General features: G+C 62.5%; 11 protein-coding genes. 3 read left to right on the plus strand and 8 right to left on the minus strand.

From position 1 onward, the window contains the following. Window positions 1–11: 11 nt before the first annotated feature. Window positions 12–8,828 (minus strand): tetratricopeptide repeat protein, encoded by an 8,817-nt coding sequence (locus tag ACILSQ_RS21955; RefSeq protein ID WP_395745810.1) that lies wholly within the window; start codon window positions 8,826–8,828, stop codon window positions 12–14. 131 nt (window positions 8,829–8,959) lie between these two features. Here ACILSQ_RS21955 and ACILSQ_RS21960 point away from each other — a divergent pair, with 131 nt between their 5' ends. Continuing rightward, window positions 8,960–9,763 carry a ThuA domain-containing protein gene (locus ACILSQ_RS21960; RefSeq protein ID WP_395745811.1) on the plus strand — a complete coding sequence of 268 codons (804 nt, stop codon included), beginning with the start codon at window positions 8,960–8,962 and terminating at the stop codon, window positions 9,761–9,763. A 3-nt stretch (window positions 9,764–9,766) separates the two neighbouring features. Here ACILSQ_RS21960 and ACILSQ_RS21965 read toward each other — a convergent pair whose 3' ends face one another. The 7 genes from ACILSQ_RS21965 to araD all read right to left on the minus strand — a co-directional run bounded on the left by ACILSQ_RS21965 (window position 9,767) and on the right by araD (window position 23,355). Next, window positions 9,767–14,254 carry a PAS domain S-box protein gene (locus tag ACILSQ_RS21965; RefSeq protein ID WP_395745812.1) on the minus strand — a complete coding sequence of 1,496 codons (4,488 nt, stop codon included), beginning with the start codon at window positions 14,252–14,254 and terminating at the stop codon, window positions 9,767–9,769. Window positions 14,255–14,643: 389 nt separating this feature from the next. Then, window positions 14,644–17,745, minus strand: a complete 3,102-nt coding sequence (locus tag ACILSQ_RS21970) for a PAS domain S-box protein (protein WP_395745813.1) — start codon at window positions 17,743–17,745, stop codon at window positions 14,644–14,646. An 89-nt stretch (window positions 17,746–17,834) separates the two neighbouring features. Next, entirely contained in the window at window positions 17,835–19,994 is a 2,160-nt protein-coding gene (locus ACILSQ_RS21975) for a response regulator (protein WP_395745814.1), read from the minus strand. 7 nt (window positions 19,995–20,001) lie between these two features. Beyond that, window positions 20,002–21,642: a sensor histidine kinase gene (locus ACILSQ_RS21980; RefSeq protein ID WP_395745815.1), complete on the minus strand. Its 1,641-nt coding sequence runs from the start codon at window positions 21,640–21,642 to the stop codon at window positions 20,002–20,004. After that, window positions 21,630–22,241, minus strand: a complete 612-nt coding sequence (locus ACILSQ_RS21985) for a RedB protein (protein ID WP_395745816.1) — start codon at window positions 22,239–22,241, stop codon at window positions 21,630–21,632. The genes ACILSQ_RS21980 and ACILSQ_RS21985 overlap by 13 nt, the downstream gene beginning before the upstream one ends. 188 nt (window positions 22,242–22,429) lie before the next feature. Continuing rightward, the gene (locus ACILSQ_RS21990) at window positions 22,430–22,639 is read right to left on the minus strand and encodes a hypothetical protein (RefSeq protein WP_395745817.1); all 210 of its coding nucleotides are present in this window, start codon (window positions 22,637–22,639) and stop codon (window positions 22,430–22,432) included. Between the two features lie 17 nt (window positions 22,640–22,656). Further along, on the minus strand, window positions 22,657–23,355 hold the full coding sequence (gene araD, locus ACILSQ_RS21995; protein ID WP_395745818.1) for an L-ribulose-5-phosphate 4-epimerase AraD: 699 nt from the start codon (window positions 23,353–23,355) through the stop codon (window positions 22,657–22,659). Between the two features lie 126 nt (window positions 23,356–23,481). Between araD and ACILSQ_RS22000 the strand changes: the two genes are divergently transcribed. Then, window positions 23,482–24,483 carry an AAA family ATPase gene (locus tag ACILSQ_RS22000; RefSeq protein ID WP_395745819.1) on the plus strand — a complete coding sequence of 334 codons (1,002 nt, stop codon included), beginning with the start codon at window positions 23,482–23,484 and terminating at the stop codon, window positions 24,481–24,483. Between the two features lie 13 nt (window positions 24,484–24,496). After that, entirely contained in the window at window positions 24,497–25,417 is a 921-nt protein-coding gene (locus ACILSQ_RS22005; protein WP_395745820.1) for a DUF58 domain-containing protein, read from the plus strand. Window position 25,418: the final 1 nt, after the last annotated feature.

Raw genomic sequence — 25,418 nt, forward strand, 5'->3', positions numbered from 1 at the left:
TTTGCTTGGGACTACTTCGAAAGACGTGTGATGGCGGTATCGACGGATTTTTTAACGCCTCCGCCCAAGCGCTTCTCGTCGAGTGTTTTAAGCACCTGCAGAGCCTCTGGTTTTTTTCCAGTGCGCTCGAGGATTTCCGCCTGTTTCACGGCGTAGCCGGCGGCGAGATTGTAATCTTTTTCGTTTCCCTTGCGGGCGTGCTCGAAGGCCAGGGCAAAGAGGGGGACCGCGGCGTCATGTCTGCCATTGGCGACCAGGAGGTCGGCGGCTTCGCTGGCGGTGCGGCCCAGGCGCGGGAGGGCGTCGGCAATCTGGGCGGCCACCGGGGCAAATTCGTCAGGTTTGAAGACGGTGCTTTTCTGCACGATGTCATTGATGAGATTGGGGATGCCCGGGCCTGCGGGGGGATACATGGCGGCGCACCATTCATCACGTGCCACCGCAGCGATGAGGCCGGCGCGCTGCTCCGGCGAGAGGCGCATCTTTTTCTGCGTGCCGGAGAGCTGGCGGATGCAGGTCCACATCTCCCAGCGGTCCTTGAGGCGCTTTTTGAAGTCGCGCCTGTCGTCCTCGCTGAGTCCTTTGCGCCAGGACTCAAAGACGGCGGGCTCATTGCTCACGAGGTGGATGAGCCATTTCTGGGTGATGCAGTCGGCGACGTGCATGTCGCGCAGATCGACGGGGGTTTTGGCAATGACGTGATCGAGGAACGGCAGGGTGGCGCGGACATCGGGCTCACGACCGGCCTCGGATTCGCGGGACCAGAGCCAGCCGCTGACCCAGGAGGGGCCCCAGCCGGTTTCTTTCACCGCCGAGCGCTGGTAGTAGCTCTGGCTGTAGCGGGCGGCCAGGACGCGGTCATAGGCGGCCATGTTTGGCTTCACATCGCCATGGGCGGCCTTCCAGCCCAGAGAGAACTGAAGGGGCTTGAGCTGGCGCCAGTGCTCCCAGGTTTCATCGATGGCGGCGATCGCCTCCACCTTGGTTTTGTCGGCGACTTCATCGACGGCATCGTGGATGATGTCAGCGGCATCGTAGAAGTTGCAGATGATCTCGACGCAGTCCCTGCGCACCTCTTCGTCGGTGAACTTGGTTTCCTTGAAGCGCCTGGCGAGATCCTTGAAGCGGTCCTCGCGGCTCTTGAAGCCAGGAATGGCGGCCTGCTCGGGCTTGATGGGATCTTTGAGGTAGGAGAGGTAGATCTCCCCGAGCAAGGCGAGGCCGGGATCCCCACAGGCGGCTTTGAAGGCCGGGAGATTGTCCACGAGCTCCCTGCTCCAGAGCAGCTCCCGCTGCGGATCGAACAAAAAGCTGCGCCATTCGGCCTTGAAATGCTCGGCGGCGAGCTGCGGCTGGCCGCCGATGATGAGGCTGACAATGCCGGACGGCTCCTTGCTGAGCGCGGCGTGGTGCTGGCGGAGCATGGTGCGCATCCAGTCGTCGTTGCCGGTGCGGGCGGTCATGCGCAGCATGCTGTTGATGACCCACTCGCAGGGATCATATTTGGTGAGGCCGCCGTTGCTCAGGCGCGCGAGCCAGGCGTCCCAGTGCTCCTGGGCTGCGGCCTGCCAGGCATCATCCACGGGAAGGCGGTTGAAGGCCCGCATGATCCAGCCGTACTGGTAGCCGTGGATGCAGTGTTTCTGCTTCATGGACTCGAGCGCGGCAGCAGCGCCGAGTCTGGCGCACTCGGGATCGATGTCGTCATGAGCCCAGTAGGAAAGGAAGTGAACGAGAGACTGGCGTACCCGCGCATTGGCTTTGTCCGTGCTCAGCAGGGCCCTGCAGTGCTCCCAGACGGGCTGCATGCCGCCGAGTTCCGCCACAGCCTTCTGAGTGGCTGGATTCTGCCGGGATTGGGGGTCAGTGGCGAGGAAGAAACGCCCGGCGAGATCGAGCTCGCGCCCCAGCGCGGCCTGGGGGTGGGAGGCAGGCAGGTGCGCGGCATACTTCATGGCGGGCACGCGCAGGCTCTGCGGCAGCCTTTGGTAGAAGTCAAAGAAGGCGAGGGGCATGAGCGTGTGGGGAGTGTCCTGCAGGACTTCCGTGGTGCGCTTGAGCATGGCATCGATGCCACGGCCCATGACGGCAGCGCCGCCATTGGTGCGCCAGAGTTCCACCAGCGTCTGGCCATAGCCGCTGTTGGCCGCCCAGCCGTCCGGAGAGAGATTGCCGGAGATGTCCTCGTGGCAGAGCCGCATGACAAAGGCCATGGTCTCCGGTTTGGCCCACTCCTTTTTCAATTCGTCGAGGATGTTGGAGCGGGTGAGCCAGGCATTGGCTCCGGCGTAGTATTTCCAGTTGGAGGAGGTGGCTTTGGCCTCCATCAGTTCACAGCCGTGGAGGAAAAGGCTGCGCGCCTTTTCCGCATCGCCAGGGATGAGGGTTTTCAGCATGCCTTTGAGCGTGTCCGCATAAGTCTCGGCGTCCCCATGCACGTCCTCGGCGCGAGTGGCGGCGATCCAGCGGTCGATCTCATCCATGGCCTTTTTCTGTTCGGTGTCGTAGAGCGGGCCGAGCGCCTTGACCAGGGCGGGGTCGGCCGTGGCAGGCTGGTTGAGGGCAGGAATCTGCGCTTTGATGACCGCCATGAAAGCAGGGCCGCTTTTTTCGGGAATCAGCGCGATATCAGCCGCGCGCCGCTTCAGCACCGCAGCTACCGGGCCGCCGGGCGCTTCCTGCATGAGGGCCTCGCAGAGCTCCACCCCGAAGGTGCGCTGCTTCAGCGCCGCCAGCCGCACGCGCAGGTCCTGCATCACATCGCGGTTCTCGCGTGTTTGTTTGATGAACTCGACCTGGAGGCAGGCCGGATTTTCGGGCAGGATCATCTGATCCGCAGCACCGAGCCACCCGAGCGAACCAAGCGTGGCGAAAGCATGCTCCGGCGACTTCATGGCAGCGGTCATGCTGGAGCCGTTGCTGCGAGTCCAGCCGGAGTGGCCGACGGCGCCCACCAGGGTGGCCATCTGCAGACCGGCGCCAAAGGTGGCAGGCTTGCGGATCAGACCATTGATGACACGCAGCAAGGTGTAAGCGGAGGGATTGTTCAGTGAGCCGCCACCGCCATAATAGCTATCCAGCGTGCTCTTCATGGCTGAGGGCCAGGCATTCTGATCAGCACCCAGGACATTGGAAACGAGACGGGTCAAAAACTTTGTGAGTCCAGCCTCAGGATGCTGCTGCTGACGCAGGTCCAGATAGCGGGCGACGGCTGAACCATCCCCAAAGCCCCGGCTCTGCTTCAAGCTGCCGGCGATCAGCTCATCAAGCGGCAGGCCTTCAATTTTGCGCTCCTCCCAGCGGTCGATCAGCCACATGACGTTCTGCTCATCGCCAAAGCCGGAATTGCTACGACCGCCGACGGTGGTGAGAAAGGTTTTGGCATTCTGGGCGAAGGCATCCGGCGGGCAGGACCAGACATTCAGCTTTGCGCGCAGCGCGCTCTGCTGCGCGGCATCCGTGGCTGCGGCGGCCAGGGGAAGGACCTCCTGCTGGAACTGCTCCAGGCGGTTCTCCTTCCAGGCTTTCCAGGCGAGGAATTCCGCCGGGGTGGGAGGCCACAGGCCGGTCATCTCCTGATAGCTGTTATACCGGCGGGTCAGTCCGATCCGCTGCGCGCTCGGGGTTGCTTTCATCTCCTGCAGAAGGCGGAGAGCCGTGGCGGCCAGTTCGTCGATTTTTTGACCGTCATGAATCGCCAGACATGCAAAGCGGCGGAATCCTTCCTCCGCCATGGCGGGATGCTTCATCAGCGCCTGGCACAGGCGGTCATGCACTTCACGCCGCTTCAATGCGGGCTGCGAAGTCGTTGGCAGATAATTGAAGGAGGACTCACTGGCCAGCCCTGGACGCGCATACAAATGTGCGAGGCGCGGCTCCCGGTACATGTTGTTGGCGATGATGCCGGGCAGATCAATCATCCACTCCAGGCCTTTTGTTCCCGCCGAGGGCGGCGCAGCATCCAGCATGCCGGCCAGAGCCGTGACGATGTTCATGCGGCTTTCAAAGGGCATGGAGTCCTCCCGGCGCAGCATTTCCGCGATCTGGCTCCCCACGTTGCTCTGCTGGTAGGCGGAGAGCGGGACGTCAGTCAGCATCTTGACCGCGCGCTCTGCATCCGTGGCGGCAATAAGGGCGCAGAGGTTGAGGCGCGCCTGGAAGTGCTTTGGGTTCATCTCCACGATTTTCTCCAGCACGGTGATGGCTTCGGCCTTGTGCTCGATCACCTGGAGGAACTGGGCCTGCTCATAGAGCTTTGTGGCCGTGGCGTTTTCCCCCGGGTCAAAAACTGCCTGAATTTTTTCATAAAGGCCCGGCCTGCCCGCGAGGCGCATGATCTCCCTGGCGCGATTGGTGGCGGTGGACTGACTGCCGTTGCTGGCATAGAGCATGACGCGCCGCAACTGGGTGACAGCCTCCTTGACGATGGCGTCCTCATCCTTGCCGGCGATGAGCGACTGGAGTTTTTTGGTATCGATGCTGGAACTGCTGACATAGGTGGCGGTGCGCTGGGGGGCCGAAGGAGTGACCATGGCAATGCGGGACCACTGCTCCGCCTCGTCCTCCATCCGGAGAGATTTCATGGCGGCGACGAGCTCCTCCTTCTGCTCGATCGTCACGCGTGCGCTGCGGAGGCGGCGCAGGGCCATCTGCGCGGGCTCGATGAGCGGGCTGCCTGCCTGCGGCTTGAGCTTGAGCGCGGCATGCACGAGGGCGCCGTCAAAAGCAGGGCGGACACTGGCGGGAATGTTCATGCCGGAGGCGCGGACGAGCAGTTCGGCCACGCGGTCGTACTCATCCTCAACGCTGAACCATGAGGCGGCGAGCAACAGAGAGTCCACGGAAGGATTCGGGGTGGAAATGAGCTGGGTGACATCGCGCTTCACGCGCTCACGGAAGCCGACCTTGTAGGCGAGCAGGGCACGCAGTTCCGGAGACTTGACACCCTCAATCAAAGGTCTCAGGCCTTCATATTCGCCCGGTTCCGCTTCCAGCTTGTCGTCATCGCGAGGATTATAGATGTCGTGGCGGCCGAAATAGAGCACCAGGGTGGACGGCAGAACCGTGCCGCCTGGGAAAGGCAGGCGGGCGATCATGTCTCCTGCGGGAGTCTGGCTGCGGCGCTGATACTGGGAATTGAACTTCGACCACTCCCGGCGGGTGGGCTCATGCTCGGTCCAGAGCCGCTGTTCGCGCTCCATCAGCGCGACGAACTCCTTCCATGCACGCTGGGAGCGGCAGGCATTGGCGGCATTGGGCACGCAGGTTTTATCCACCGGGGACTGAACCTCCGGATCCTTCAAATCGAGATGCCGCAGCACCAGCGCGAGCATGCGCTGGCGCACCGGCTCCGGCAGGCTGGGCTGCGAGGAATTCTCCCGCATGCTCTGGCCTCCGCCAAGCATGTAGCTCATATAAAAACTGCCGGCGTTTGATTTGCGCAGCTCGTCCGGCGGCATTTTTTCCAATGCGTCCAGAGATGCGGCGAGGAGGTCCGCGCCCTTCTGGCTGTCCTCCATCACCGCGCGTCTTGCGGCAAGGAAGGCAAGGTCGGGATACTTCGATTTAAAACGGTCATAGCCCCGGGCGGCGACCTCAAAAGAGACGTTGTCCGCCCTGCTGATAACAAAGGCCAGGACGGCGTCGTCATCGGGATAGAATTCCAAGGCCACAGGGCTTTCGTGCAGGCGGTAGTACTGGTCGATGTCGATGGCGTCGAGGTAGCGCGCGGCAGAGACGCCGGCAGCCACGGCCTCCGCGCGCCATGCCGCCTTTTTCTCGGCGGGCTCCCCTTTCATGAGGGTGACGGCGTGGGCCACGGACATGGAGTGAAGGCTGTTGAGCGCGGAGGGAATCATCACGGCCTTGCTGGGAGACTGGCCGGAATAGCGGATGGAGCTCGGACGATAATTGTAGGCCTGATAGGAGCTGCCAGAAGTGAGCCAGACAAGGTCCGCCGACCCCTTTGGCATGCGCTTCTCCAAATCTTCGTAAAACTGACCCTTGCCGGTGGCGGGGGCCTTGGTGGCGGCCAGGATGGAAGGAAGCTCCTGCGTGTGCGCCATGAGGCGCAGGAAGAGCGAGACTGCGGCGGCGGTTTTGCCGTCCTCCTCAAGCGCGACGGCCTGCACATAGCCCAGGCGGTAGTCTTCGGGAAAACGGCGCAGGAGAGGCTCCAGAAAGGTGATGACGCGCTTCCAGTCCTGCTGGGCGCTCATGCTTTTGGCCAGGGTCAGGGCGTCGTCCGCAGTCATCTGGGCGCCGCCGGCGATTTCGTAAAGCATGCGGTAGCCGGCATTGGCGTCGCCATACTCGATCTCGATGGAGGCGATCATCTGCTGAACGCGGCCACCCCTGGCGAGACTGGCGAGGCGCTGAAGTTCCTCGATGGCGCGCTTCCACTGGCCCATGTCGAGATCCATGCGGGCGATCTGCATGGCGAGATTGGAGTCGTCCGGCCGGAGGCGCAGGGCCTCGCGCAGGGCGCGCTCCTGCTCGGTGGTGCTGCCGGCGACGCGATGAATCTCCGCGAGCGCAAGCCAGGGAGCGGCGTCGGCACGATTGGTGCGCTGACGTTCGAGGAACTTATCAGTGAGCGCCTTCAACTGCCCGCGATCAGCGGCCAGACGGGCGAGAGTGCCCACCCAGCGCATTTTATCCTCGGGCTTGTCCTCCTTTTCAAACAGAGAGAGGTAAACCCGCTCCGCCTCGCTCATCTGCCCCTGCTCGATGAAGCCGGAGGCCAGGGCATCGGCGACGGCCTCATCGTCATCAAATTTTCGCGTGGCCGCCTGCAGAATTTTCAGAGCCTCGCGCCCTTTGCCGCTGAGCTGGAGCAGGCGGGCCTCGCGCAGCCAGGGGGTGGAGGAGCCGGGGGAAAGCGTCTTCCACTCCGCCACCCACTTGAGGGCTTCGTCCAGTTTGCCAGAGCGCTCCGTGAGATCCACGAGGCGCTGCAGGTTGGTGGAATTTCTGCCCTGGGGCATGGCGATGAGTTTCTCCGCCTCCTGCGTGGCACGCAGCCAGTCCTGACGGGACTCCATGAGCTTCAGCAGACGCGTCTGCGCCGCCAGCGCGTGCTCGGCGGGGATTTCGCGCAGGACTTTTTCAGCGCCCATGCGGTCCTGCTTTTCTTCGAGGAGGGTGGCGAGGAGGACACGCTCCTGCACGGTGGGCGTTCCCGTCTGCAGAGAGGCCAAGGTCTCAGTAAACTTTGCCTCATTCTCCTTGAAGCATGTCACCGCCTGACGAAGCGCATCGTCGAGATAACTGACGTCCGTGGTGGCGCGAATGCGGGCGAGCGCCCAGGGGATGGCATCCGCAGATTTTTTGGCGCTGAGAGCGGCATTGACCAGCAGGCCCAGAAAGCGCTCATCCGCCGCGAACTCCGTGTGGCGGGCCTGCAAGATCTCCAGCGCGACCTGAGGCTCGAGGCGGGCCATCAAGGCCTGTCCGACAGCCATGACCTGGGGGAGATCGCCGCTTTTTGCGAGAGCCCGCCAGATGGCCAGCGCGGCATCCCGCCTGCCGCTGCGGTGGAGGTAGTGGGCCTGGGCCTCCCTGGCGGCCGTGCTGTCGGGAAAGGCCGCGACCATGCGCTCGTAGGCGAGGGTGGCGTCTTCAGTGCGCTCCCAGCTCTCGTAGAGCCGCGCGACGCGGAGGTGATCGAACTCCGCGGTGTCCTTCGCGGCCAGGTATTTTTCCAGGGTGGCTTTGGAGGCCGCCTTGTCCTTCGCCCGCTCCTGGAGCGTGGCCAGGCGGACGAGGAGCTCGCGGTCGTCAGGGGTCTGCTCCAGCAGCAGGTTTGTCTGCTCAATGGCCTCCTTGAACTTTTCAAAGCGGGCGAGGAGATCGAGATAGCTTTCGCGCAGATCGCGCTGGCCGGGTGTTTTTTGGAGGAGAGCGGCGTAGATGGCCAGCGCCTTGTCCTTCTCGCCGAGCTCGGCCAGAACGCGGGCGCGCTGACGCTCGAGCGTGGTGCGCTGGGGGTGCGCAGCCTGGAGCTTTTCGAGTTCCTTCAGGAGACCGCTGAGGTTCTCATCGCGGCGAAAAAGAGCCTCAATCTGAGAGAGAACTTCGCCCTCGATCCAGGTGCCCTGGCCGGTGTCCGCGAGGGTGGCGGTCAAGGTGGCGAGCGCGGCCTCTCTCTGGGTGGCACGCAGCTGGATTTCCGCGAGGCGGAGCTGGCGCACCGCCTTTGCATAGGTGTCCTTGGTCCTGGCGATCAGGGCCGACATCTGCGCCTGCGCTTCGGCAAAGAGGCCTTCATCAAGCTGCAGATCGATGACTTCCTCGATGAGATCTTCATCGTCGGCGTTCGCCTTGACCAGATCGCGCCAGGCCTGGAGGGCGGCCTCCGGCTTGCCGGTGCGCAGGAGCCAGCGGCCACGGAGCTGGCCGACCTCACGGGTGAGACCCACATCCTTGGTGCCTTTGTCCGCCGCAGTCAGGGAGGTGAGCGCCGCATCGAAATTCATCATGCGCGCCTCCAGTCTGGCCCGCTGCAGCCAGGCGCGGGAGTTTGTACCGTCCCGCTCCAAGGCGGCAGTGTAAGCCTTCAGGGCCTCGGCCTCGTTGCCACGCTGGTCATGGAAAATCGCGAGAACGAGGAGATCGCCGGCGGTGCCGGTGCGGTGGGACAAGAACTCCGCCAGAGAGTCCGGGGTTCCCGTTTCCAGCCATGCGGAATAGAACCTGTCATAAACCAAGCCCGGCTGGGGGCGCTTGAGCAGCATCTGGTGGTATTTTTCCGCCTCAGATCCCGGCGGGGGGGCGGACTGTCCGAAACATGCAATGGCCGAAACGAGGAAAAAGAACCCAATGCGCATAAAAGAATTTTCGAAGCTTTTACCAAATCTCCCAGGCGAGACACAAGGCAGAACCGCAGGGGGGCGAGAATCGTGAAAGACAAGCGGCGCATTCCGCGCATACTCGGCCACTCCCAACCCGAACCGCCGCCATGCGCCCCCTTCTCATCTCCCTCCTGTCTGTCGCCTGCCTGTTTGCCGTAGCCGCCGCTCCCAAGGAGGAGGTGAAACCGTTGAAGGTCCTCATGGTCACCGGAGGCTGCTGCCATGACTATGAGAATCAGAAGCTCATCCTGGCCGAGGGGCTGAGCGCGCGGGCGAACGTGGAGTTCACCATCGTGCATGAAGAGGGGCCTGAAGGGAAGAAGGACAAGAGCCACAAGATCTCGATCTATGAAAAGGACAACTGGGCGGAAGGCTATGATGTGATCCTGCACAACGAATGTTTTGGCGCGATCGAAGACGTGGCGTTTGTGGAGCGCATCGCCAGGGCGCACTTCAACGGCGTGCCGGCGGTGATGCTGCACTGCTCCACCCACAGCTATCGTGCGGCCAAGACGGACGAGTGGCGCAAGTGCGTGGGCCAGACCTCGATGAGCCATGAGAAGAACCGCGACCTGCATGTGAAGAACATCGCGGAGACGCATCCGGTGATGAAGGGCTTTCCGGCGGAATGGCTGGACGCGAAGGACGAGCTCTATAAGAACGAAAAGCTGTGGGAGCACTTTGTGCCGCTGGCCAAGGCCTATGGCGAGGACACAAAAAAGGACCACAACGTGATCTGGGTGAACGAATACGGCAAGGCCAGGGTCTTCGGCACCACGCTGGGCCACGGCAATGAAACGATGCAGTCCCCCGTCTATCTGGACCTGGTGGCGCGCGGCCTGCTGTGGGCCTGCGGCAAACTGGGCGAAGACGGCAAGCCCCTGCCGGGCTACGAGGCGAAACAGAAATAAGCGCTAGCTGCGCATAACTTCCGCGAGCGTCTTCAGCAGCATTTCAGCGCTGTACGGTTTGGGAATGAAGTGCTTCACGCCGGCGCGCATGGCCTTGGCCACCATGTCTTTGATGCTCAGGCCGCTGGCGGCGATGATGCGCACCTGGGGATTCATGCGCATGAGCACCTGGATCGTGGCCAGTCCGTCCATGACGGGCATCATCATGTCTGTGAGCACCACGGCGATGTCCTGCTGGTGCGCGGTGAAGAGGGATGAAGCCTCGACACCATCCGCGGCCACGAGAACGCGATAGCCGAAGGCCTCCAGCGTCTGTTTGACGATCTGCCGGACGGTGACTTCGTCATCGACCACGAGGACGAGCTCGCCTTCGCCGCGCGGCAGCACCGGCTCGGCTGACAGGGCGGGCTGGGCGCTCTTTGCGGCGTCCGCGGGGAGGTAAATCTGGAACTGGGTGCCTTTTCCCATCTCGCTGTTCACGCGGAGGAAACCGTGGTGGCCTTTGATGATGGCGAGGGTGGTGGAAAGCCCCAGACCCGTGCCTTTGCCGAGCTCCTTGGTGGTGAAGAATGGCTCGAAAATGCGCTCCAGCACTTCCGGAGGCATGCCGATGCCGCTGTCCTCCACCTCGATGAGGACATAGGACCCGGCGGGGCGTGCCTCGGCGCTGATCTCCGTGCACCGCTCATCCAGCGTCACATTGCTGGCGGAGAGCTGCAAAATTCCGCCGCCGGTCATGGCATCGCGTGCATTGACACAGAGATTGAGCAGCACCTGATGGAGCTGGGTGGGGTCTCCCTGGACGACCCAGAGGCCCTGCTGGATGCTGCTGCGGACCTGGATGCTTTTGAGGAAAGTTTCGTTGGCGATCTTTTCGATCTCCTTGAGCAGGCGGCCCATCTGCACGGGCACCTGTTTTGCTTCGACTCCCCTGGCGAACGAGAGCACCTGCTGAACCATGTCCGCCCCGCGTCTGGCGCTGGTTTCGATGGTGGAGAGAATGTTCAGCCGCCGGGTGTCCTTCTCCTGCAGCTTCAACAGCTCGATGGACATCATGATGGGAGCGAGGACATTGTTGAGATCGTGGGCGATGCCGCCGGCCAGCGTGCCGATGCTCTCCATGCGCTGGGAACGCAGGAGCTGAGCCTCCACCTGCTTGCTTTCCGTGATGTCTTCGGCTGTGCCGACGATGCGCAGCACGTTGCCATGGGAATCGCGCACGGGGAAGGCGCGGTCATGGATCCAGCGCAGCGTGCCGTCGCCGCGCTGAATGCGGTAGCGCTCGTCATACTCGCCACGTTTTCTTTTGACCTCGGTGGCCTGGGAGATGCGCTCGCGGTCATCCGGATGCACGGCCTCGAGCCAGCTCCGCGGGTCTGCGTACAGGCTGGCGCAAGTGCGGTGCCAGATTTTTTCATAAGCCGGGCTGACGTAGATCATCTCGCCGCCGGCAGGGTCGGTCATCCAGAACACTTCCTCAATGGTTTCAGCGAACTGGCGGAAGCGCTTCTCGCTCTCCCGCAGGGAGTTCTCCGCCTGGCGGCGCTCCACGCCTTCGAGCGCGAGGGAAACGAGATTGGACATGGCCAGGGCAAAGGTCTTCTCATCCGCCGTCCATTCGCGCGGCGTGCGCACATGCTCGATGCGCAGCACGCCGGTGCGAAACCCGCCGACGATGATGGGAACGTCCAGTATGGAGCGGATGCCATGAGGGCGCAGATAGTCGTCCAAAAACTCGCAGGTGCTGGGATTCTCCGCAGCGTCGTCCGCCACGATCATCTCCTGCTCCGCGAGAGCGCGAAAATAGGCCGGATGAGTGTCCGCGGAAAGCTCCAGGCCGGAGGAATGGCGGCCCTCCTCCCACTCGTACAAATCCACGCAGCGGATGGCGGACCGGTCGCTGTTGTAGCGCCAGATGCTGACGCGGGAGACGCTGAGGGTCTGGGCGGCTCCCTCGGCGATTTTTCGCAGGAGCAGCAGCGCCTCGTCACCATCTCCGCCCCAGTGGCGGGTGAGCTCGATGAGGGCCTTGCGCTGCTTGATGAAGCGCTTGTCGGCCTCCCGCAGCTCGGCCTCGCGCCGGCTGATGTCGATGGCGAAGCTGATGTCGATGGCGAGTTCGTCGAGGAGGGTCATTTCTTCGGCGTCAAAGAACTCCGCGGAGTCCGCATACAGGTTGAACACACCGATGGTTTTGTCCGCCGACTTGAGCGGCAGGGATGCCATCGAACGGTAGTTTCTGGACAGGGCCTCCGCGCGCCAGGAGGCGGCGTCCGGGTCGTTTTCAATGTCATTGCAGACCGAATGTTCGCCGGAACGCAGCGCATGCGCGGTCACGGTGCAGCCCGACCCCGGCGGGGTGTCATTGACGATGGTCTCGAGCCTGGGCACCATTTCATCCGTGACGCCCACCTGCGCAGCGACCCGAAGACGGCCTGTGTCAGGATCGAACAGGCCGATCCATGCCATGCCGAAGAGACCTCTTTCCACCGCAATGCGGCAGGCGGCGGCCAGCAATGCCGCCGTGCTCTTTTCACGAACGATGGTTTCATTGATGCCGCTCAGCACGGCGTAAAGACGGTTGAGCTGCTGGATGCGGAGCTCCGCCTTTTTGCGGCCGGTGATGTCCTGGACCTGGGAGACAAAGAACGCCGGCCTCCCCTGCTCATTGTTCACCATGGAGACACTGAGAAGGACCCAGACAACACCGCCCTTCTTGTGCAGGTATCGTTTCTCCATCTGGAAGGTCTCAATCTCATGGCGCAGCATTTGCCGCACCTTGGTGAGATCACCCTCGATGTCTTCCGGGTGGGTGATGTCCTGAAAGGTGAGGGCAAGGAGCTCGGATTCGGCATAGCCGACAATATCGCACAACGCACGGTTGACGCGCAGGAAGCGCCCTTCGGGAGAGACGAGCGCCTTGCCGATGGGAGCATGCTCGAAGGCGGAGGCGAAGGTGGCCTCGCTTCCACGCAGCGCCTCCTCCGCCCGTTTGCGCTCGGTGATGTCCACAAAAGTGGCCACCACGTGGGGCTCGCCCTGAAACTCGATGGATTCCATGCTGGCGATGGCCTTGAGACTCTCGCCACCGCGCGCGCGCAGCGTGAGCTCCATGTCGCGGGTGGAGTGCTGCTCTTCAAGAGTCCTGCGAAACAGGGCGGCGCCCGGTTCATCCAGCACCGCGAGCTCCACCATGGAGCGACCGACCGCCTCCTCGCGCGTCCAGCCGAGAAGAATGGTGAAAGCGTCGTTGACCTCCACAAGCCGCTGATCCCGCCTGCGGGCGATGGTCAGCGCAACCGGACTGCTGCGGAAGGCCTTGATCAGCCTGGTCTCCCCTTCACGAAGCAGCTCGGCGGCCTGCTTGCGCGCGGTGATGTCTTCGGTGAACATGATGAGACCGCCGATGGAGTCATCCGCCTGGCGCCATGGCTGGATCTCCCAGCGGATCCAGTCCGTCCTGCCATCCGCACGCAGGAAGGCTTCTTCATCACATTTCTCGATCGCACCGGCGAGGCAGCGCTGATGAATTGCGCGCCAATGAGGCGGAATTTCCGGAAAGACCTCGTAGTGACCCCGGCCAACAATGGACTGGTCGCCGAGACGATAATCGGTCATCCACCGCCGGCTGACGACCAGATATTTCAAGTCCCGGTCCAGCATGGCGATGGCAGCGGGGCTGTGCTGAGCATACAGGCGAAGCTGCTCTTCACGCTCGCGAAGGGTCTGGGTGCGTTTTTTTACCTGGCGGGCCAGCCCCCAGTTCCAGGCGAGGAGCAGGGCCACGATGGCGGCGGCGGACATGGCGCCATAGCCCAGGTAGCGCAGGTAATGACGGGCGCCACCCAGGGTCTGACCAAACCATTTCTTTTCGATGCGGGAGAACTCCATCTTTCCCACGTCAGAGAACCCCTTTTCGACAAGCTGCAGCAGCCCGGTGTTCCCTTTGCGGACGGCGCGGTGAAACTCCCCCACATTGATGGGCTCCGACATTCTAAAATCCGCCTCCATGCCCTGCTTGTGGAGGAAATAAAGCGCCGGGGGCTTGTCCACGACGAAGACATTCACCTTGCGCTCACGAGCGGCGGTGATGATGGATTCATAATTGTGGTAGAGAAGCAGCGGAGTGACACCTCTGGCCTGCAGCATCTGGGCGGTTGCATCCCCTTCTTTGACCGCCACCGGAAAGCCTTTCAGGGAGTCGATGCCGGTGATGCCTGAAATCGTGGCGCGAAAGAAAATAGGAACCTGCACGGTGGCGTAGGACTGGGAGAAATCGAGGTAAGCGGCGCGCTCTGCCGTGGCGAAAACGGTGTCGATGACATCAAATTCGCGTGCTTTCATCCGCCTGAGAGCCTCCCCCCAGTCCATGCCGTGAACCTCCGCTGTGACGCCCGTCTTTTTTTCCCAGGCACGCCACTGATCAACGATGATGCCCTGCAGATCTCCGCCGTCATTCCTGAAAACATACGGCGGGAAATTGTCATCCATGACCACGGTGATTTTACGTGGAGGCTCAGGCTGCTGAGCGGACGCCGCGGCATCAGCAAACCCAGGCAGAAAGCAGACAATGACACCACAGGCGCGGAGCCAGCGGCGTCCCGCCGCCGCAGCGGCGAGGAGGGCAGAACTGGTCCGCCACGAAGTGTACCATCTCCGGAACAGCCTGCGTCCCGAGGTCGGGCGCTTCGCCTGTTTCATTGCACAAGCCTGATCCAAGCCGGCATCCATGAAGAACGTTTTCCACATGATGCGCCTATGTCAGAGCGTGTGTAAGTTCATGGCCGAAAATTACGTCATAACCACCCGCGAGTCTAACGCTTTGAACATCAAAGCGGTTGAGGTCAGCGCTTCTTTTCGCGGCAGATGCACAGCGCCGGTCATACGGGGCGCTGATCATGCAGCATCTCGTCCAGAGTCTTGAGCAGAGTCTCTGCTGTGTAGGGTTTGGGGATGAAGTTTTTGACGCCGGCGAACGCGGCTTTCTCCTCCATGCCAGCAGCATTCATTCCACTTGCAGCGACAATGCAGATCTCCGGGTTCATGCGCATGAGCACCTGAATCGTCGCCGGGCCGTCCATGAGAGGCATCATCATGTCCGTGAGCACCAGGGCGACTTCCGAACGGTGGGCGGAATAAAGCGAGACGGCCTCGGCTCCATCCGCGGCCAGGAGGACTTTGTAGCCGAAGGTTTCCAAGGTCTGCTTGGTGATCTGCTGCACAGCCGCCTCGTCATCGACGACGAGAATAAGCTCGCCGTTGCCGCGGGGCAGCTCGCCATGCACAAGCACCTCGACCTCCGTATGTGAGGAAATGTGGGCCGGCAGGTAGATGTGGAAGGTGGTGCCCTTCCCCACTTCACTCTCCACCCGCACAAAGCCGTGATGGCTTTTCACGATGGCCATGACGGAGGACAGGCCAAGACCGGTGCCCTTGCCCAGCTCCTTGGTGGTGAAAAACGGTTCGAAGATGCGCTCGATCACATCCGGCGGCATGCCGGTGCCATTGTCCTGCACCTCGATGTGAAGATAGGGCCCGGGCTTGGCACCAGCGATCATGGTCGCACACTGCTCATCCATCAGCATGTTTCTGGCTGAGAGCCTCAGATGGCCGCCATTGGGCATGGCATCCCGCGCATTGACGCAGAGATTGAGCAGCACCTGGTGGATCTGGGTGGGGTCTCCCTGCACAAGCCACAGGCCGCCGGAGCTTTCGCAGCGGACCTGGATGCTTTTCAAGAAGGTCTCATTGGTGATCTTTTCGATCTCCTTGAGCAGGTGCCCCACCTGAACGGCGAGCTGGCGCCCCTCCACGCCCCGGGCAAAGGAGAGAACCTGCTTCACCAGATCGGCGCCACGCTTGGCGCTGCATTCGATGGTGGCAAGGATGTCCTGCTTTTTCATGCTTCTCTCCTGAAGCTTCAGGAGCTCGATGGACATCATGATGGGTGCCAGCACATTGTTGAGATCGTGGGCGATGCCGCCGGCCAGCGTGCCGATGCTCTCCATGCGCTGGGAGCGCAGGAACTGCTGCTCAAGCTTTTTACGTTCTGTGATGTCCGTGTTGATGGAGAGAATGGACTGGGGATGGCCTTGGGCATCCTTGATGAGCGTCCAGCGCGACTCCACGATGACCTGCCGTCCCTCCTTGTCGCACTGTTGCATTTCACCGGCCCACTCCCCCTGCGACATGACGGCTTTCATGACGGCAAGAAACTGCACGGGCTCGCGGCTGAGCAGCTCGACCAGGGAATGATCCAGCACTTCGCCGGCCTGCCAGCCGTAGAGACGCTCCGCGCTGCGGTTCCAGTAGGAGATTCGATGGTTGTCCGGGCCGCACACGATGATGGCGTCACGCGCCTTGTCGAGGAGGGAGGCCTGCTCTCGGATTTTGTCCTCGGCCATCTTGCGCTGGGTGATGTCACGCATGATGCACTGGATGCGACCGTCAGGCAGAACGGTGGAGCTGACTTCGGCTGGAAACACGGAGCCGTCCTTGCGGCGGCAGGACCATTCGCTCCGCACTACCTCGCCTTCTTTCATGCGCGCCAGTTCAGGAAGGATCCGGATCATTTCACCGGAGGCCACGATGTCCACAAAGCCTTTGCGCACCAGCTCTTCGCGTGGATGGCCCAGCATCTGGCACACGGCGGCGTTTGCCTCCAGCAGACGGCCGGCCACGTTTGAAACAAGGATGCCGTCGGAGGCGGATTCAATGAGCGTGCGGAACTCGGCCTCGCTCGCGCGCAGGGCGAGCTCGGCCTGCTTGCGGGTGGTGATGTCCTCGGAGAAGATGATGATGCCGCCGATCGCGCCGTCCGCCTGATGCCAGGGGCGGATCTCCCAGCGGATCCAGTCGATGGAGCCATCCGCACGGACGAATTTTTCATCTTCGCTTTTTTCGACAGCGCCGGCGAGACAACGACGGTGGATTTCGATCCAGTGAGGAGGGACTTCGGGGAAGACCTCGTAATGGCTGCGTCCGGTGACGGACTGATCCCCGAGACGGTAATCCTCCATCCAGCGCAGACTGACCACGAGATAACGCATGTCACGGTCCAGCATGGCGATGGCGGCCGGGCTGTGCTGGACGCAGAGGCGCAACTGCTCCTCCTTCTCCTGCAAGGCGGAGGTGCGTATGCGGACCTGGCCGGCAAGCATCCAGTTCAGGCCGACCAGAAGAGTGACCAGAGAGACAGCGGCGAGCGCGGCGTAGCCCAGGCTGCGCAGGTAGGGATGACCGTCCAGGGTCTGGCCGAACCACTTCTTTTCGATCCAGGAAAGCTCCTTCTCGCCCACGTCGTCGAAGCCTTTTTCGACGAGCTGCAGCAGCCCGGCATTTCCTTTGCGGACCGCGCGGTGAAACTCGCCGATGCTGACGGGTTCGGACATGCGGAACTCAGAGGCGATGCCGAGCTTTTGCAGGAAGTACTGCGCGGGAGGCTTGTCCACGACGAAGACGTTCACCTTGCGCTCATTGGCAGCGGTGATGATGGCCTCGTAGTTGTTGTACAACAACATGGGGGTGATTTTGTTTTCCTGCAGGAGCTTGACCACGGTGTCCCCCAGCTTGGCCGCGACGGGGAATCCTCGCAGGGAGGAGAGGTTGTTGATGCCGGCGATGGAGTCGCGGAAAAAGATGGAGACCTCGATGGTGGTGTAGGGCTTGCCGAAATCCAGATAGGCCGTGCGTTCGGGCGTCTTGAACATCGCGTCGATGACATCGAACTCGCCCGCCTTCATCCGGCGGACGGCCTCGCTCCAGTCCATGCCATGAATTTCTGCGGTGACGCCGGTGCGCTTTTCCCACACGCGCCATTGGTCGATGATGATCCCCTGCAGCCTGCCCTCACTGTCTCTGAAAACGTAGGGCGGGAAGTTGTCATCCGTCACGACCCGGATGGTGTGGGGCGTGGCCGTCTCCTGCGCCGTGGCATTCAGGGAAATGAGAAGGAGGGAGCCAAGCAGAAAGAAAGCACGCACGCAGCGGAGCCGGGGCAACGACAACAGACCACACCGCCATGCCGAAGCACGGAAAGGAGGCAGGACAAATCTGGAGATCAGAGCTTCTGTCATGCTTCAAGCTGGATTCGGGCGTGAGAGGCGTGCTCCCCGGTGATGGCCGGAAGGTTCATCGGCTTAAGGAGCGGGGCGGGCTGCATGTGCAGGACGGTGTCCAACATTCTCAGCAGCGTTTCCGCAGTGTAGGGTTTGGGGATGAAGTGTTTGACGCCGGCGCTGGTGGCCTTGGCCACCATGTCCTTCACACTGAGGCCGCTGGCGGCGATGATGCGCACCTGAGGATTCATGCGCATGAGCACCTGGATGGTGGCGGGACCATCCATGACGGGCATCATCATGTCCGTGAGCACCACGGCGACTTTGTCCTTGTGGGCGGCGTACAGGGTGGAGGCCTCGACGCCGTCAGCAGCAGGCAGCACTTTGTACCCGAAGGACTCCAGGGTCTGCCCGGTGATGTGCCGCACGGGCTCCTCGTCATCGATGAGCAGGACGAGTTCGCCATTCCCCCGCGGCATCTCGGTCTGCGTGGGAGGCGGAGGCGGCGTGCCGTCCGCCATCTGCGCGGGGAGATAGACCTGAAACTTGGAGCCTTTGTCCATTTCACTGAAGACACGGATGAAGCCCTGGTGGCTTTTGATGATGGCCAGGGCGGAGGAGAGGCCAAGACCGGTGCCTTTGCCCAGCTCCTTGGTGGTGAAGAAGGGCTCGAAGATGCGGTCGATCACCTCCGGCGGCATGCCGCTGCCGGTGTCTTCCAGTTCAATGAGCACATAGGGGCCGGGCCGCGCGCCGGCGATCATCGCGGCGCACTGCTCATCGACGAGATGATTGCTGGCGCTAAGGTTCAAGGTACCGCCATTGGGCATGGCATCCCGGGCATTGAGGCAGAGATTGAGCAGCATCTGATGAATCTGCGTGGGGTCTCCCGGGACGATCCAAAGACCAGGGGGGATCTCACTGTTCACCCGGATGTTCTTGAGGAAGGTTTCATTGGCGATTTTTTCGATGCCTTTGAGAAGATGGCCGGTCTGAACCTCAAGGCGCTGGCCTTCCACACCGCGCGAGAAGGAGAGCACCTGCCGGACCATGTCCGCCCCGCGCCTGGCGCTGTTTTCGATGGTGGCGAGCACCCCCATGCGCAGCGCGTCCTTCTCATGCAGCTTCAGCAGCTCGATGGACATCATGATGGGCGTCAGCGCGTTGTTGAGATCATGGGCGATGCCGCCGGCCAGCGTGCCCAGGCTCTCCATGCGCTGGGCGCGGAGGAGCTGCTCCTCGACTTTTTTGCGCTCGGTGATGTCAGTATTGATCACCAGGATGCTGCGCGGCTGCCCCGCGGCGTCCCGCAGGAGCGTCCAGCGGCCCTCCACCACGAGCTTGCGCCCGTCCCTGCTCACCTGCTGCAGTTCGCCGTCCCATTCACCCGTTTGCATGACCTTGTCACAGGCTTGCAGAAAAAGGTCACTGTTCTGGTCCTTCAGATCTGACATCAGACGTCCGATGGCCTCCGCCGCCGTCCAGCCGTAGAGCCGCTCCGCACTTTTATTCCAGTAAGTGACACGAAGGTCGAGCCCGCACACGAGAATGGCGTCCCGGGAGAGTTCCAGGAGGGAGGCTTTTTCGTGCGCGGCCATCTGGGAGGCCTCCAGCTCCTGAGTGCGCAGTTTCACGCGCTGCTCCAGGTCCTGCAGGTGGGACCTGGACTCCAGCAGGAGGCGGGACTTTTCCGTCAGTGATATGGCGAGCTGCAGGACTTCGATGACATCGAAGGGCTTCTTCAGGATGAGCATGCGGTCGCGGGGCTTGATCTGCTCCTGCACGTCGCTCCAGCAGCAGTCCGCGTAGGCGGTGCAGATGACGATCTGCATGTCCGGGCAGACCTTCCAGATCTGCCGGGTGGTCTCGATCCCGTCCCAGCCCGGCGGCATGCGGACATCCACAAAAGCCATGGCGTAGGGGCGGCCCTCCGCCACGGCGCGCTGCACCATTTCAAAGCCCTCCTCCCCCTGGGAGGCGGTGTCAATGGTGAAGGTCTGGGCGGAGGAGGGTGCCTGCTGCGCCTTGCCAAACAGCGCGGCCTCGGCCGCGTTCAACGCATCATCCGCGGCGGCGGAGGGAGCCAGGATCTTGCGAAAGTCATCGTGAATCGACCGGTTGTCGTCGATGACGAGAATACGCCGGTGGGCGGCGGTGTTGGAGGTGTGGGTCATGGTTGGATCAGTTCTCCAAAGGCAGCGTGAGGGTGAAGGTGGCCCCACGTCCGACGCCATCGCTGTGCACCTTCAAGGTCCCGCCCAGTTCCTTGGCCGCCAGCGCCCCGCTGTGCAGACCAAACCCGTGCCCCTGCTTTTTGGTGGTGAAGCCATGGGAGAAAATTCTCCCCAGATTTTCCGGCGCGATGCCGGTGCCATTGTCGATGACCGCGATCTCCAGGTATCCTTCCTGGTTTCGCGTCACGCGCACGGTCATGAGCCGCTCGCCTTCGCAGTGATCGAGCGCGTGCTTGGCATTGCTGAGCAGGTTCACAAGGATCTGCATGACCTTGTGGCGGTCCGTCTTGAGGGGGGGGACCGGGGCGATGTCACGCACCACATTGACCTCGTGGCGGCTGAAGCTGGCGGCATTGATGCGGATGCTGTCCTCCACCAGGTCTGCCACGGAGAGGGTTTCCACCACGCCGGTGCCGCGGGCGTAGCGCTGCTGCATGGCCACGATCTCCTTGATGTGGTCGATGTTTTTGCGCAGCATCTCCATCTCCTGCAAGATGGCCTGCTGCGGCTCGGCGAGACCGGCGGAGAGCTTCAGCAGAAAGTCCGGCAGCATCTTGCCACGCGGGTCGGTGGTGAGGAAGCCGGTGAGGTCCGCCGAGTGCTCCTGCAGCAGCTCGGCCACGTTTTTGAGGCTGCCGATCCTGAACTCGCGCACTTTGCTGGTGGCCAGCTCGGCGGAGACGCCGACGCTGTTGAGCACGTTGCCGACATTGTGCAGCACGCTGGTGGCCACCTCGGCCATGCCGGCGAGACGGGAGGTTTCGAGGAGCTCGGCCTGCGTCTTGGTCAGCTCCGCCGTGCGCTCCACCACCTGGCGTTCGATTTCTGAATTGCTGCCCTCAAGGGTGGCGCGGCGCAGGGCGATCTCGGACATCTCCCGCAGCATCCGGCGAATGGCGACCACGAGAATGGCGTCTTCAAACAGCACCCATCCGGCATGCTCCACCCAGCGCCAGGAGCTGGCGGTGAGAACACCAAACACGGACTGAGGCCAGAAGAGACCGCGGAGCAGGTGGTCGGCGGCGACGACGAGCGTGGCCGTGACGAGCACGCGCCAGTCGCGATAAAAGGCGATGAAGGCAAGGGAGCCGAAAACATGGAAGTGAGTCTCGATGCGGCCGCCGGTCAGATGAATGAGGAGCGCGGAAGTGAGCATCTGGGCGGCTGCAATGACGTGACGGGTGACGGCGTGGCCGGGAAACTTCCAGGCCATCCAGACCGGGAAGCCGCTGATAAGGCCCCCGAGCAGCAGAGAGGCCCAGACGTGGACGTTGATCTGGCTGGATGCGCCTATCCAAGTGAGGGGGGAAATCCACAGGGCGGCGGCAAAGCCTGCCAGCCACTGGGCGATCATGAGCCGGGCAAAGAGCTGGTCGGTGTGGCGGTGCAGCTCGTTTTCAGCGGCGCGAAAAAGTTCCGCCGCACGCTGCTGAAGCGCAAAATCTGGTGCTGGAACCGTGCGGGCGGCGGGTGTTTCCACCAGGAAGCCGGTCTGCGGGCGCTGAGCGCCGGATTTGCCACGCAGCAGAGCAGTGGCTTGTTTCAGGGGGGCCTCCTGGGGCAGGGTGTTCGCGGCTACGGCTGACATAAGGTGCATTCCTTCTTTTGGGTTGGTGTCCATCCGAGAGCACAGCCGAAGACGGGCGGGCTGGCGGCATGGGAAAGGGTTTGCTTGAGCAAGGCTTCGATGGCGTCACGGCCGGGATTGTCCCCTGCATGACCGCGGGCCAGGGTGATGCCCCCCTGGAAAATCAGCTCTCCGCCGGCGTCATAGAGCAGCGTCTGGCCGGAGGTCAGGGCCTGAAAACGGCGGGCTTCCGCGCCTTCATGATCGACATGCACCTGGACGCCCGGAATGGCGGCAGCGGTGCTCCAGAGGTCGGTTTTCACCCAGTCTTCAGTCATTCCCTCGGGCTGGATGAACCATACCTGGGCGCTGAAAAGGCCCTGGCAATGGGCCACGATCTGCTCGAGCTCGCCGAGGGTCGCGCGCGAGCAGGGGCAGCGCGGATGCAGAAACATCACCAGGCTGAAGCGGCCTGGATCACGCGGGCTCTGGCAGGCCTGAGGCCAATGCGTCGGCGCGGTGCCAGCGGCACCCGCAGTCTGGGAGTACTGGGCCATGAGCAGGCTGCCCGCGCAGACCACCAGCAGCCAGACTACTGCGGCGATGGTGCTGATTTTCAATGCAGCAGAGCCAGCCTTCCCGCCCCCGGAGACCGGGTCGGGGGAGGGCGTTGCATTGGGTGCTGCTGGAGTAAAGAGACTGCTCACCCCAAAAGATAAGGGTCAGCGCTCAAACTCCCCAACTAAGCCATGCCTTAATTACTGAAGCCGAACTGCTTAGGGCTCAGAGCTTCTCCTCTATGGGTTTTTTATTCGCTGAGTTCCAGCGCCATTTCATTATCCGCCTTTTTGGACTGCGGAGTTTTCAAAGCCCTGGCTCCATTGAAGCTTTCGCTGTGGGCATGCTTGTAACCGGCGGGATCCAGGACCTGCCAGAGTGCGTCCCTTCGTTCGCTGGAGCATCCTGTCACGAGACATGCGGCCAGCAGAAGGAGGCGGAGAGGTTGGGAGAGTTTCATCGGCGAAGAGGGGATTACTATTTCTGTCCGTAATACGCGTCCGGGCCGTGTTTGCGCAAATGATGCTTGGATAAAATGTGGCTAGGAATGGAACCTATGCCAGGATTCAGGGTCGCAGAGCCCAGGGCCATGTGAGCGCACATTTCGAGAGCGATGCTGTTTTTCAGGGAGTCCATGGCGTTTTTGCCAAAGGTGAAGGGCGCATGGTGAAGCTGGAGGACGGCGGGCATTTCCAGCGGGCTCAGGTTCAGCTCGCGCAGGCGCTCGACAATGGCGACGCCGGTGAAATGCTCGTAATCCTGGGCCACTTCCTCAGGGGTGAGGGCCCGCACCACGGGAACGGTGCCGTGAAAATGGTCCGCATGGGTGGTGCCGAAGCAGGGAATCTCGCGGCCGGCCTGGGAGAACATGGTGGCATGCAGGCTGTGGGTGTGGGTGATGCCGCCGATCTCGGGAAACTCACGGTAGAGCACGAGATGGGTCTTGGTATCGGAAGAGGGGCGCAGCCGGCCCTCCACCACGCGGCCTTCGAGATCGAGAATGACGATGTCGGCGGGCTGGAGGGCCAGATAATCCACCCCGCTGGGTTTGATGGCCCAGAGGCCGGAAGCACGGTCGATGCCGCTGACATTGCCCCAAGTAAGGCGGACGAGGCCGCTGGGCTCGAGGGCGCGGTTGGCTTCACAAACTTGTTCGCGGAGGTCTTGGAGGGTCATCAGAGGGCATGAATGGCGCAAAGGACCGACAATTCCAGCAACATAAAGCGGCCCGCGAGGCGTTAATACCCTGATCCTTGAGGGTTGACGTGGGTTACGCCCCCGTTGACCTGTACGCTTACCACAATGCCCGCCTCCGCCGCCCCCCTCAACGTTCCTGATCAGGAAGCCATCACCAAAGCCTCCGCCTGGGTGGATCCGCTCCGAACCGAAATCGCCCGCGTGCTGGTGGGCCAGACCGCCCTGGTGGACCGCCTGCTGGTGGCGCTGCTGACCAACGGCCACGTGCTGCTGGAAGGGGTGCCCGGGATCGCCAAGACGCTGGCGGTGCGCACGCTGTCCGGAACGCTGAAGGCCAAGTTTCAGCGCATCCAGTTCACCCCCGACCTGCTGCCCGCGGATGTGATCGGCACGATGGTGTACCACCCGAAAGACGGCACCTTCACCCCGAGGCTGGGGCCCATCTTTGCCAACCTGGTGCTGGCGGACGAAATCAACCGTGCACCGGCCAAGGTGCAGAGCGCGCTGCTGGAGGCCATGCAGGAGCGGCAGGTGACGATCGGCGAGAACACCCACAAGCTGCCTGATCCCTTCATGGTGCTGGCGACGCAGAATCCGATCGACCAGGAGGGGACCTACACGCTGCCGGAAGCGCAGCTTGACCGCTTCCTGCTCAAGGTGCGGGTGACGTACCCGACGCCGGTGGAGGAGCGCATGGTGCTGGATGCCATGGCCACCTCGGCGCCGAAACTGGATGTGAACCCGGTCACCGACGTCACGGCCATCAGCGCCAGCCGCGTGGTGGTGAACGACCTCTTCATGGACGAGAAAATCCGGGACTACATCGTGGCCCTGATTCATGCCACACGCCACCCGGAGACGCTGGCGCCACACCTGAAGCTGCTGATCCGCTGCGGTGCCTCCCCGCGCGGCACGATCAACCTGGCGCTGGCGGCGAAGGCGCTGGCCTTCCTGAACGGCCGCAACTACGTCATCCCCCAGGACATCAAGGATCTGGCGCCGGACATCCTGAGGCACCGTATTCTGCTTTCCTATGAGGCCGAGGCGGAAGGGGTGAGCACGGATGATGTGATCAGGACGCTCCTGGACAAGCTGCCTGTTCCTTAACACTGCCCACACCGTGAACCGGGAAACTGTGCAGAACGACAACGACGCCAGGCTCACGCGCATCCTCAAGCGCGTGCGCCGGATCGAGCTGCTCACGCGCAGCATGGTGAAGGAGATGCTCGGCGGCCAGTACCACTCCCGCTTCAAGGGCCAGGGGATCGAGTTTGATGACTTCCGCGAGTATCAGCCGGGTGACGATGTACGCTTCATCGACTGGAACGTGACGGCGCGGATGAACGACCCGTTTGTGCGCAAGTATGTGGAGGAGCGCGAGCTGACGGTGATGCTGTGCGTGGATGTGAGCGGCTCCGGCGACTACGGCAGCCAGGAGGACTCGAAACGCGAACGCGCGGCGGAGATCGCGGCGGTGTTTGCCTTCAGCGCGGTGCAGAACCAGGACAAGGTGGGGCTGACCCTGTTTTCAGACGGCATCGAGCACTACCTGCCCGCGCGCAAAGGAGCGCCGCATGCGCTGCGCATCCTGCGCGACATTCTGAACAACGAGCCGAAGCGGCAGGGCACCGACATCAAGCCCGCGCTGGATCTGGCGGTGGAGCGGATCGCCCACCATGCGCTGATCATCCTGGTGTCAGATTTCATCACGCCGGACCATGCCTGGGAGAAAAGCCTGCGGGCGGTGGCGGCGAAACATGACGTGGTGGCGGCGCAGATCCTGGACCCGCGTGAAATCACGCTGCCACACGCGGGACGTGTGTGCCTGGAGGATCCGGAGACAGGCGAGCAGGTTGTGGTCAACACCTCCCACCCTGCCGTGCGCGACCTGTACGAACAGCGGGTGGCGGAACGGCAGGACGCGCTGGTGCATCTGCTGCGGCGCTGCGGCGTGGAACGCATCACCGTGCGGACGGATGAAGACTATGTACCGGCGCTGAAGGCGTATTTCCGCTCACGCAAAAGGAGGAAGCGTGGATGAA

Source organism: Prosthecobacter sp. (genome assembly GCF_044227185.1).
Lineage (GTDB): Bacteria > Verrucomicrobiota > Verrucomicrobiia > Verrucomicrobiales > Verrucomicrobiaceae > Prosthecobacter.

Coding starts and splice junctions, on each gene's coding strand:
- araD (WP_395745818.1), bottom strand. CDS start 23,355: ATGACCCTCCAAGACCTCCGCGAACAAGTTTGTGAAGCCAACCGCGCC.
- ACILSQ_RS21965 (WP_395745812.1), bottom strand. CDS start 14,254: ATGGATGACAATTTCCCGCCGTATGTTTTCAGGAATGACGGCGGAGAT.
- ACILSQ_RS21955 (WP_395745810.1), bottom strand. CDS start 8,828: ATGCGCATTGGGTTCTTTTTCCTCGTTTCGGCCATTGCATGTTTCGGA.
- ACILSQ_RS21990 (WP_395745817.1), bottom strand. CDS start 22,639: ATGAAACTCTCCCAACCTCTCCGCCTCCTTCTGCTGGCCGCATGTCTC.
- ACILSQ_RS21980 (WP_395745815.1), bottom strand. CDS start 21,642: ATGTCAGCCGTAGCCGCGAACACCCTGCCCCAGGAGGCCCCCCTGAAA.
- ACILSQ_RS21975 (WP_395745814.1), bottom strand. CDS start 19,994: ATGACCCACACCTCCAACACCGCCGCCCACCGGCGTATTCTCGTCATC.
- ACILSQ_RS22000 (WP_395745819.1), top strand. CDS start 23,482: ATGCCCGCCTCCGCCGCCCCCCTCAACGTTCCTGATCAGGAAGCCATC.
- ACILSQ_RS21960 (WP_395745811.1), top strand. CDS start 8,960: ATGCGCCCCCTTCTCATCTCCCTCCTGTCTGTCGCCTGCCTGTTTGCC.